The sequence below is a fragment of the Mesorhizobium sp. WSM4819 genome (assembly GCF_055811215.1).
This window is the reverse complement of sequence record NZ_JBVVQO010000013.1, coordinates 56,974-67,309: the sequence shown is the minus strand read 5'-3', so window position 1 is coordinate 67,309 and position 10,336 is coordinate 56,974. Positions and strand designations below refer to the sequence as shown.

Genomic DNA, 10,336 nt, shown 5'->3' with positions numbered 1-10,336 from the left:
GGCGGGGGGGCCCTCGGGGTCTCCCCCCTCTATACCTCCCCCGTGGGGCCCCCCCCCCCCCCCTCGGGGGGGGGGTGGGGGCCCGCCCCCCCCCCCCACGGAGAGGGGGACTGCGCCCTACGAAAGCCCCCTCTCCGGCCGCTTCGCGGCCACCTCTCCCCCGCTTCGCGGTGGGCGGGGAACCCAGGTCTTGAGAGGTCGGCGGGATTACACCCTCCGTCCTGCCGGACATCTCCCCAGCAAGGAGACAGCAGCCGCTTCAGTTTTCGCCAACCACCAACGCTGGAAAGGTAAGCGGATTGGGCAGCGCAAACCTGAAGCGATTGCCTCCACCTGCCCTCCACGCTGCTTGACAATCCGCCCTATTTGTTCTCTTTATGTTCACACAAAAACCTACCCTCAGGACAATGCGGCGTTCGAACCGCCGCGGGCGAACGGGCCGGATGGAAGCCAACATCCTCCACGCTGATCTGGACGCTTTCTATGCCTCGGTCGAACAGTTGCTCGACCCCGCCCTGCGCGGCAAGCCGATCGCCGTTGGCGGCGGCGTCGTCTTGGCCGCGTCCTACGAGGCCAGGGCTTTTGGCGTGCGCGGCGGCATGCCGGGGCGGCGCGCGCGTGAACTCTGCCCCGGGCTGATTTTCGTCGGCGGCCATTTCAAGGATTATCAGCGGCTCGGCGATGCGGCTATTCAAGTGCTCGGCGATTTCACCCCGGTGGTCGAGCGGATTTCCATCGACGAGGCCTTTGCCGACGTCGCCGGCTGCACCCATCTGTTCGGCCCGCCGGCCGAGATCGCGACAACCATCCGCCGCCGCGTGCGGGCGGAGCTCGGGCTACCGATCTCGGTCGGCGTGGCGCGCACCAAGCACCTGGCCAAGATCGCCTCGCAGGTGGCCAAGCCCGACGGGCTGGTGGTGGTCGATCCGCGCCACGAGCTGGAGTTTCTGCACGACCTGCCGGTCGAACTGATGTGGGGCGTCGGTCCGGTCACCAGGGAGCGGCTGGCCGGCATTGGTGTGCGCACCATCGGCGAGCTGGCGAAGTTTAACGCCCAATCGCTGGAGCGCCTGCTCGGGCCGGCGGCGGGCGAAAAGCTCAACGCGCTGGCCTGGAACCGCGATCCACGAAAACTCGAGACGCAGCGCCGGGCACTATCGGCCGGCGCTCAATCGGCGCTCGGCAGGAAACCGGCCGAGGCAAAAATCTTCGTGCCCACCCTGCTGCATCTGGCCGACAGGGTCGCCACCAGGCTGCGGGCGAAATCGCGGCCCGGCCGCACGGTGACGGTCCGCGTCCGCTTTGCCGATCTGCGCTCGGTGACGCGTTCGGTCACGCTCGACCAGCCGATTTCGGCAACCGCGATGCTGGCCGAGATTGCCGAGGCGCTGGTGCGCAAGGTGCTTGTCGATCATCCGCACGAAAAGACCATCTCGCTGCTGGCGATCGCCGTGTCGCATCTGGAGAAGCAACCTGCCCTGCAGCTGGAACTGCCGCTCGGCCTCGACGACGACCGCCGCCGCCCCGGCACCAGGAAAGGCGCGGCACTCTGGACCGCCGACCGCGCCATCGACAAGATCCGCGACCGCTTCGGCTGGGAGGCGGTCGGCTACGCATCGGTCGCGCTCGGGCAGTCGCGATCGGTTCCCGACGCGTTTCGCGAGCTGGCAGAAAAGGAATTGTAAGTAATGGAAGGCAGTAGGCAGTAGGGGAGTAGGGGAATGGCCCCTTGAATGGCTTCCTCACCACCGCCCACTGCCCACTGCCCACTGCCCACTGCCTACTGCCTACTGCCTACTGCCTACTCGCTTCCCAGCGGCGCCACGGCCGGTCCGTTCAAGGCCGTGCCATCGATTGCAAAATGCGAACCGTGGCAGGGGCAGTCCCAGCAGCGCTCGAGCGAGTTCCAGTGGACGTGGCAGCCGACATGCGTGCATGCGGCCGAGCGCTTGTAGAGCGTGCCGTCGTCATCGCGAAATGCGGCGATCTTGCTGAGCCCTTCACGGACGATGGCACCTTCTCCCGGTCGCAGCTTATCGACGGAATCGATCTCGCCAGGCGCGATATATTCGGCAAAACTCTTGATCGCCGTCGCATTCTCCGACAGGTAATCGCCGATCGCGCCTGCCGTCTTGCGCGACGGCTCGTAGAGTTCGCGCCAGGGACTTTCCTCCTTCAGAATCAGGTCTGAAATCAACAGGCCGGCGACAACGCCATGGGTAATGCCCTGGCCGGAATCCCCGGTCGCCACAAAGACGCGGCTGTCGCCAGGATTGCGGCCGATGAACCCCACATAATCGACCGTCTCCATCACCTGCCCGGACCACCGGTTGATTTCCACGCCGACATCGGGCACCAGCCTTTTGGTCCAGGCCGTCAGGGCCGCGAAACGGTCACCGGCATCATCGGCCTGTCCTGTCTTGTGGTCTTCACCTCCGACGATCAGGAAGTCGGTTCGACCGTCGCCAGGCTGAAGCCGAACGTAGTGATAAGGGTCTTCAGTATCCCAATACAGCGCATCCGGTATGGTATCGCGCGCGATCTCGAACGACATCGCGTAGGTTCGATAGGGCGCTTGCTTGGTGTGAAGCGCGACCCGATCGTTGATCGGCGAGTTGGTGGCGACAACGGCCGATCTGGCAGACACGGTAGAGCCTGAAACCGTGGTTACATGCACGCCGCCATCAGTCTCCTCGACCTTTTCGACGATAGTATCAGCATAAAGCACGCCGCCGCGCGCGCGGATGGCCGCGGCCAGCCCGCGGAGATATTTGAGCGGGTGGAAGGTCGCCTGATTGGCGTATCGAAGGGCCTGCACATCCGAAAAGCCTGCAAATGGCACGCCCCTAGTCTTCTCGACCTCGACACCGATCTTCAGAGCGGCGTCCAGTTCGCGCGTGATATCGGTTTCCTGGCTGCCGGAAGCCGGAAAGAGAAAGCCATCAAGGCGCCGGAAATCGCAAGCGATACGCTCGGTCTCCTGGATGGATTGGATACGGTCGATAGCGGCCGATTGGCTTTGGTAAAAAATCCGCGCCAGGTCCTCGCCGCGCAATTTGGTCAGCTCCGAAAAATAGTCGTCGCAGACAGATGACAGGTGCGCAGTGGTGCGAGCCGTCATGCCGCTTCCGATCCGGCCGCGATCGAGGACAGCCACCTTTTGCCCGGCGACGGCCAGTTCGTAGGCGACTGACAGTCCGGCAATCCCAGACCCGACGACCACGACATCGACCTGTTCGCTTTGCCCGAGCGGCACCGCATCGGGCACGACTTCGGTCGCCGCCCAGAGCGATACAGTCCTTTCATCGCTGACATTCATCGGCGGAGCCTCCCATCCACGATATTCGGTAACGGATGCGAGAATTCAAAGTTCCTCGACGCTTTGAATGCCGACAGAGGCGGCCCTGGTCGTCAGACCAAAAGCGTTGCGCTGCCCCAGGCGATCAGGGCGATGCCGGCTGCCCGGCCAACCCACAGGCCGGCAGGAAACAGTTTTTCCGCCAGCACCAGAATGGCGAGCGCGGCAACCCACACCAGATTCATGACGCCACCCACGAACAACAACGCCATCAGCATCCAGCAGCATCCGACACAAAACACCCCGTGCAGTGCGCCGAGGCGCAGCGCGCCAGTTGCGTGCGGACGCCAGTGGCGGGCAAGGAACGCCGTCGGTGCCCGGCAATGCGACAGGCAGGCGTTCTTGAAGGGCGAGAGCTGATAGATCCCCGCGCCGATCAGGACGATGGCTGAAAGCCAGCGGCTCTGCGAACTCATCATCGTCGCGGAAACGAAGGCTTCGCGTTCGAGCAGCCAATGCAATGCGGTGGCCGCGACGGAGAACCCCAGCCAGACCAGGAGGTAGCCTGCCATGAACACGCCGGTCGGCGCGAGCTTGTCCTGGATCTGACCCTGTGCCAGCGCATGGCGATGCACGCGCGCATAGAGCAGGATGGTCGGCGCCGCACTCGGCGACATCATGGCGATCATCATGACCCACCACATGGCGATCATCAGCGCCCAGTTCGCGGCCCCCCAGGCCCGCGGCTCCCCCGCGATGTCCATCGCGCCCCTATCCGTGCCAGACATGTTCATCGCGCTCATGCCCATGCCGGACATATCCATGCCAGACATGTCCATGCCGGGCATGTCAGAGGTCATATCGGATGTCATGTTCGGAGTTTGCAGGTGCGGGAATAACGCGAGCCTCGACACCTCCCACGCATTCATGCCGATCCCTGCGCCGGCGGCGATGTAAAGCCAGGCCAGCAGGCACAGCACCACCACGCCCGCAATCGTGATGACGCGGTCGCGTCTGAGCAGCCGTTCCAGTGGCGACCCGCCGTTCATGCGCCGCGTCAGGCCCGCACCACCCCGTGATTGTTGAGATGCAGCCGCGCGAACTGGCCGTAACTGTCCTTGGTGGTCACCTGAACCGGCCCGCTGGTTGTGCTCGAAGCGCTGCCGATCTCGGCGACCGCATATTCGAAGCCGTTCGGCAACACGATCTGGGCGCGCGAGTCCGCGCCCGTCACCTTGTTGCGGATCGGTTCGCCGACCGTTTCGATGTAGTCCTTGACGAAGATGCGGCCCCTGCGGCCGTCGACATCGAGGTCGAGATCGATCCTGGTGAAAACCGGCTCGTTCATTTTTGTCACGGTCGAGGCGTAGACGGCGAACATCGTCGCGAACGGGTCGGTGTCCTGGCCGGTCATGATGCGCAGCAGCGCGTTACGCTGCTGGTCGGTTGCCTTCTCGTCGACGAAAGCGATGGCTTCGCCGTTGCCCTCGTGGATCGCCCCGGGCCATTTGAAGATCGCGGCGATGCGCAGGCCGTCGAGAACGGTCTCGCCATGATGACCTTCATCGATCTGGATGCCGGCCACGGCATGGCAATGGCCCTTGTCGGGCAGCGCATTGAATTGACAGTTGCAGCCATATTCGCAGGTGCAATTGACAAGTTCGCGTCCCTTGATTTCCCAAGACGTCATACTGTCCTCCCTGATCTCGAAATATTAGACCATCATCATACACCTGGACTCTTCCCTCTCAAAGGCGCACCCTCAAAAAGGCGAAACCCAAGCGAGAGTTTCGTCCAAGGCTTCACATGTTTGAGATGCGCCGCTGATTGTTGACCTGTCCGGATAATCTCCGGGTGGGGCAAACGTTCATTGCGCCTATCCGTGTTCAGGCTGCGGCCCAAGGCACCTGCAGCCTGTTTCCGGATCAACTGGGAGGAAACAACATGCCTGATCTTCAACGCAGAGAACTTCTTGTTCAGGGAAGTGCTGCCCTCGCCGCAATTGCTGCTCTCTATACCTCGCGTCGGGCTTACGCTTTTCCAACACGGCCGAGCGAGGAGGTTGTTCGGTGGCTGGACCAGCCGACCGAAAATCCCGATCCGGTCGGCATCCAGAAGCAGCTTGTCTGGGAGGATCTGGATAGCTGGATAACGCCGAACGACAAGTTCTTCAGCATCTCGCATTTCAATCGACCAACGATCGACGAGAAGACATGGTCGATGGAGATCGGCGGCCTGGTCAAGAAGCCCTTGAAACTGACTCTCGCCGACATCAAGGCGCGGCCGCGCCAGGAGGTCGTTTTCACAGTAGAATGCTCGGGCAACCACGGTTTTCCGTTTTTCACCGGCGGCATCGGCAATGCCCGCTGGGCAGGGACGCCGCTCGCCCCGATCCTCGAGGAAGCCGGCGTTCTGGAAGATGGCATCGAGGTGGTCTTTTTCGGCACTGACACCGGCGAGGTCGCCATCCGCGACGTCAAGATGCAGCAGAACTTCGCGCGCAGCATGTCGCTTGCCGAAGCGACGAACCCAGACAATCTGCTCTGCTATGAAATGAACGGAGCCGCCTTGCCGGCGGCCAATGGTTTTCCGCTGCGGCTGATTGCTCCGGGCTGGTACGGCATCGCCAACGTCAAGTGGCTGGAGCGCATCGAGGTGCGCGACACCCGCTTCATGAGCCTTCTGATGGCGCGTGACTATGTCACCATCCGGGAGGAAGAGCGCAATGGCGAGACCGTGTGGACCGAGGACTCAGTCGGACGAGCGCTGATAAAGTCCGCGCCCGCGAAGGTCACCCGCAAGGACTCGGACTACCGCATCATTGGGGCAGCCTGGGGGGCACCGATCGATCGGGTAGAAGTGCAAATCGATCAAGCGCCATGGGCACCGGCGACCATCGACCGCAGCGAGGAGGCCGAACACGCCTGGAAGATCTGGTCCGTGGACTGGGCAAATCCGTCTCCTGGAGAACATACGGTGACCTCGCGCGCGGTCAGCACCACGGGACAGGTTCAACCGGCAATGGACGATCCCTTGATTGCCAAGAAACACACATACTGGGAAAGCAATGGCCAGGTGACGCGCCGCGTGCGTGTCGTTTGATAGACTTTGCTGCACGCGCGAAGGTGAAGCAGGCAGCGCAGACTGGTTGTCCAAGCAATCTTTAGGTCAGCTTGCGGAGGCAAAATAGACGCGTATCGTAGATGCCCGGAACGACCGCTTCGGTGAACTGTTGCGATTCGTCTCGTCTATTGGGGACGAGCAAGTGACGCCAGGAGACATCCAACACAGTTTGTGGCGCAGTAGAACTATTTTAGACCAGACCATCGCTCGAAAAAGAGGTCACCGGTTTTTCGAACAAAGCGATGCGCAAACAAGAAGTTACAACGGTGCGCTTGATCTCTTTTTCACGCGCACCGCTGTAGCGCCGGATCAGATCACGAAAAAATCGTCGGCCAGCAGCGTCGGCCTGTTCGTCAGCGTCGCGAGCTCTGTCATGCCGCCTGCGACGTTTCCGTTGGAATCGTAAAACAACGTACCCGTAACCTTGTCATAGACGATGTGGTCGTCGGCGTCGTGCGCGCTAGTCCCAGCGAAGAAGTACCTTGGATCGAGGGCTCCCGTGGTGGCTCCAAGCCCCTGCATTACCGAATTCTGGAGCCTGAATGCATCGGCCGTATGGTTGAAATCCGTGATGATGTCGCGGTTGGCCACTGAGAGCGGCGCGCTGAAAACGAAGAAATCGTTGCCGGCGCCACCAGTAAGCCGGTCAATGCCCAGGCCGCCCGTTAGTGCATCGTTGCCACCCCGCCCAAGCACGGTATCATTGCCTCGGCCGCCGTCCAGTTTGTTGTCGCTGTCGTTGCCGTCGAGCACATTGTCGAGGGAATTTCCCGTGGCTCCGACGTTGGCGTTTCCGGTCAGACGCAGATTTTCTACCAGCCGGCGATCGACCGCCAGTGAGTACGTGACCAAGCTGAAAATCTGGTCGAGGCCCGCTTCGTCGATGACGTTGTCCAGTACATTGTCCACATAATAGGTATCGTTGCCGGCTCCGCCATTCATCAGGTCGGCCCCGGTCCCGCCATCGAGAAGGTCGGTGCCATCATAGCCCGCTAACCGGTCGCTACCCGCTCCGCCCCTTATGGTGTCGTTGCCGGCAAGGCCGTCCAGCGTGTTGTTCCCATTGTTCCCGGTCAGCTCATTGTCGGAAGAATTGCCGCGACCATTGATAGCGCCAAGGCCGATGAGGGTCAGATTTTCGACATAGCGTGGCAGTGAATAGGTGATCGAGCTGAACACCGAATCGTTGCCCGCCGCATCGCCCTCGACCACACGGTCGAGCGCATTGTCGACATAGTAGGTATCGTTGCCTGCGCCGCCCTCCATCTTGTCGATACCGACCCCGCCGTCGAGCAGGTTGCTGCCAGCGTTGCCGACCAGCGTGTTGTCGAGTTCGTTACCCATCGCGTCGATGTCGGCAACGCCGGTGAGTGTGAGCTGCTCTATTTGCTGGCCGGACAGCGAATACGTCATCGAGGTGATGACCACATCGATGCCGGCGCCGTCAGCCTCAATGACTACGTCGAATGCGTTGTCGACGCGGTAGGTATCGTTGCCGAAACCGCCGGACATTTTGTCAGCACCAGCTCTGCCGTCCAGAACGTCATCAAAGCTGCCGCCGTTCAGGATATCCGCCGCATCCGTCCCGGTCAGGTGCTGCTCCATCACGTCCGGCGCGGCATAGGCGCGCACGTAGTCGATGACCATCTTGTAGGTGCCGGACGCCCGCTCGACCTCAAGGGGATTCATGGCAAGCGAGGCTATCATATAGAGCGGCGTGCGGAAGGACTCGCTCATTGGAAAGCGGCTCAGCTCCTTGCCGTCATAGTACACGGTGATCCAGTCCGTCGTGATTCTCGCGCCGTAGGTGTGAAACGCCCCGTCGAACATCGAACCGGGGAGGCCCGTATAGTTGCTTTCCCAAGCGTGGCTTTCCTTATTGCTCAAGTGCACCGCCTGGTGATGACCATCGGGATCGCCCCCATAGGCTTCAACGATGTCGACCTCGACGCGTGGCACAGTCTGATTGGGCGACAGCATCCAGAAAGCCGGCCAGGCTCCTGCCCCGCCGTGAAAGGCTGCGCGCATCTCGAAGTACCCGTACTCTTGCGCGAAACCCTGGCCGGCGCTGTTAACCGTTTGCATCGTCCCCGACTGCCAGACGCCGCCCACCTGCTTCATGGTAATGGTCAGCCTCCCGTCAGAGACGGAGAACGGATTCGTTGCCCCCACCGGCGACATGAACGTGGCGGCCCCATAGGGGGCGTGTACCGGCGCGAACCACTTGCCGGTGCCGTTGTTCGGCACGACATCAAGCGTGTTGAACTCGTCAGAAAAGGAGAGCTTGAACCCGGAGAGGTTCAGCTTCGATCCCTTGTACTGTCCGGTCCAATCGCCAGGAAGAGCAATCGCAGCCATTGATGGGCTCCTTGTTCTCGCAACATTTTCGCGGTTGCCCCCCAATATCTAATCGTCGATTTGTTAACGGAAGGGTAATGGAAACCGATTCCGCCGCAAATGGGGTCAGTGCGGTTATCCCCAACGTTCACGAGAAATTTGGGAGATGTCGCAAATCGGTTGACGTAGCCGGGACTCGATACTGCGTATCTTCCGATACCGTCACGCCGGGCTCGAACGTCGCCGCCAACCAGCCGCTCTTTCTCCGCCCGCTGGCGGACGACGCTCAATGCAGGCGCGACGGCCGGCCTGTCCCCTCTACCTCAACCGCAGGCGCCCTCCCGCGCAGCGGGTTCGTTCCCCGACCCTTCTCGGACCTTCGGCAGGTTCACCTATTGAACCGCAGACGGCCGGAATAACCTGGAAATCGGTCGCCAGCGTCAGTCCTTGGATGCCGTGATGACGAGCGCCGGCATGTCGAAAGCGACGGCGCCGGCTGCTGTCACGTAAGGCATAAGTGCCCGCTCGGCCTCCTCCAGAAGCCGCTTGAACTGCTCGTTGTCCAAAAGCCCGCCCAACGTCCAGACGCAGGCTCTTTCAGTCGAGATCAGCGTCTCGATCGAGGCAAAACGGACCGTTCCGCGGTGCCGCTTCACTTCGGCACGCTCTATGCCTGCCTTCGCGCAGAGCGAGCGCAGCAACTCCGCATCGCCGAGCACAAAGGGCGCCCGGAACGCGTTGGCAACGTCGCTTCCAAACAGCCGATCAAGCATATCCGCCACTGCGGCATAGCCGGGCGACTGGTCGAGCGGTCCGCAGACCGCGACGGCCAGCCGGCCGCCGGAATTGACCACGCGCATCATTTCCCGCAGTCCGGCTGCTCGATCGTCGAAGAACATCAGGCCGAACTGGCTGACTGCGGCGTCGAAGCTTTCATCCGGGAAAGGTATCTGCTCGGCGCGCCCTTCTCGCCACTCGATGCGAGTGCTTTTGCGGCGGGCAACGCAAAGCATATCGGGATTGGGGTCAAGCCCGACCACCTTGCCCTCCGCGCCAACGCGGTCGAGGGCTGCGAGCGCCAGCACACCCGTACCGCAGGCAATGTCGATCACGCAGTCGCCCCTCCCTATTCCCGCCTCGGCGGCGACGATAGGCCCCCATTGTCGGAACAGCGCTGGAACGAACAGTGAGTCGTAGATTTCAGCCGGAGTTTTCGATGTCTTGCCCCGGTAGGTCTGGACCGCCGCTTGCTCCGATCCCGGCGTTGCACCTTCAAGGAACACTGCGTTGGATCGGGTTCCGGCGACGCGAAGCGCCTTCAGCGGCTCGTATTCAGGCGATGAGTACCAGCGCTGGGCATGCTCGCCGTCGGCAAATTCGACGATGACCGGATAGACCGGCTGCCAGTCTCCTTCGACAAGGTCGGACTTCCCGCCCAGCACCAAATAGCGCCCTCCATACTGTTCAACCGTTGCAAAGACCCCTGCCAGATACTGCTCGACCTTGGCTTGGTCGGTGATTTCACGCACGTCGAAGAAGCAATAAGTAGACATGGCCGACCTCCGTTGATCGCATGGA

7 protein-coding genes are annotated in these 10,336 nt (G+C 61.9%); 2 read left to right on the top strand and 5 right to left on the bottom strand.

Annotated elements, in window-relative coordinates; all coding sequences use genetic code 11:
- The first annotated feature begins 443 nt into the window (after positions 1 to 443).
- Positions 444 to 1,685 carry a DNA polymerase IV gene (dinB, locus tag AC0L18_RS14295; RefSeq protein WP_473492860.1) on the top strand — a complete coding sequence of 414 codons (1,242 nt, stop codon included), beginning with the start codon at positions 444 to 446 and terminating at the stop codon, positions 1,683 to 1,685.
- Between the two features lie 116 nt (positions 1,686 to 1,801).
- Here the strand turns inward: dinB and AC0L18_RS14290 are convergent, their stop codons facing one another.
- The 3 genes from AC0L18_RS14290 to AC0L18_RS14280 all read right to left on the bottom strand — a co-directional run bounded on the left by AC0L18_RS14290 (position 1,802) and on the right by AC0L18_RS14280 (position 4,988).
- Positions 1,802 to 3,319 (bottom strand): FAD-dependent oxidoreductase, encoded by a 1,518-nt coding sequence (locus tag AC0L18_RS14290; RefSeq protein ID WP_473492858.1) that lies wholly within the window; start codon positions 3,317 to 3,319, stop codon positions 1,802 to 1,804.
- Positions 3,320 to 3,411: 92 nt separating this feature from the next.
- On the bottom strand, positions 3,412 to 4,347 hold the full coding sequence (locus AC0L18_RS14285; RefSeq protein WP_473492857.1) for a DUF2182 domain-containing protein: 936 nt from the start codon (positions 4,345 to 4,347) through the stop codon (positions 3,412 to 3,414).
- 8 nt (positions 4,348 to 4,355) lie between these two features.
- Positions 4,356 to 4,988 (bottom strand): DUF1326 domain-containing protein, encoded by a 633-nt coding sequence (locus tag AC0L18_RS14280; protein WP_077382542.1) that lies wholly within the window; start codon positions 4,986 to 4,988, stop codon positions 4,356 to 4,358.
- Between the two features lie 254 nt (positions 4,989 to 5,242).
- Between AC0L18_RS14280 and AC0L18_RS14275 the strand changes: the two genes are divergently transcribed.
- Positions 5,243 to 6,400, top strand: coding sequence for a sulfite oxidase (locus AC0L18_RS14275; protein ID WP_473492855.1), 1,158 nt, complete (start codon positions 5,243 to 5,245; stop codon positions 6,398 to 6,400).
- Positions 6,401 to 6,730: 330 nt separating this feature from the next.
- On the opposite strand, the gene AC0L18_RS14270 is transcribed toward AC0L18_RS14275, so the two are convergent.
- Positions 6,731 to 8,779, bottom strand: coding sequence for a family 16 glycosylhydrolase (locus AC0L18_RS14270; RefSeq protein ID WP_473492854.1), 2,049 nt, complete (start codon positions 8,777 to 8,779; stop codon positions 6,731 to 6,733).
- Between the two features lie 419 nt (positions 8,780 to 9,198).
- Positions 9,199 to 10,311 carry a DUF1330 domain-containing protein gene (locus tag AC0L18_RS14265; protein ID WP_473492853.1) on the bottom strand — a complete coding sequence of 371 codons (1,113 nt, stop codon included), beginning with the start codon at positions 10,309 to 10,311 and terminating at the stop codon, positions 9,199 to 9,201.
- Positions 10,312 to 10,336 lie beyond the last annotated feature (25 nt).

Excerpts from the sequence above, each read along its gene's own strand:
- dinB (WP_473492860.1), top strand. The coding sequence starts at position 444 with ATGGAAGCCAACATCCTCCACGCTGATCTGGACGCTTTCTATGCCTCG.
- AC0L18_RS14290 (WP_473492858.1), bottom strand. The coding sequence starts at position 3,319 with ATGAATGTCAGCGATGAAAGGACTGTATCGCTCTGGGCGGCGACCGAA.
- AC0L18_RS14285 (WP_473492857.1), bottom strand. The coding sequence starts at position 4,347 with ATGAACGGCGGGTCGCCACTGGAACGGCTGCTCAGACGCGACCGCGTC.
- AC0L18_RS14280 (WP_077382542.1), bottom strand. The coding sequence starts at position 4,988 with ATGACGTCTTGGGAAATCAAGGGACGCGAACTTGTCAATTGCACCTGC.
- AC0L18_RS14275 (WP_473492855.1), top strand. The coding sequence starts at position 5,243 with ATGCCTGATCTTCAACGCAGAGAACTTCTTGTTCAGGGAAGTGCTGCC.
- AC0L18_RS14270 (WP_473492854.1), bottom strand. The coding sequence starts at position 8,779 with ATGGCTGCGATTGCTCTTCCTGGCGATTGGACCGGACAGTACAAGGGA.
- AC0L18_RS14265 (WP_473492853.1), bottom strand. The coding sequence starts at position 10,311 with ATGTCTACTTATTGCTTCTTCGACGTGCGTGAAATCACCGACCAAGCC.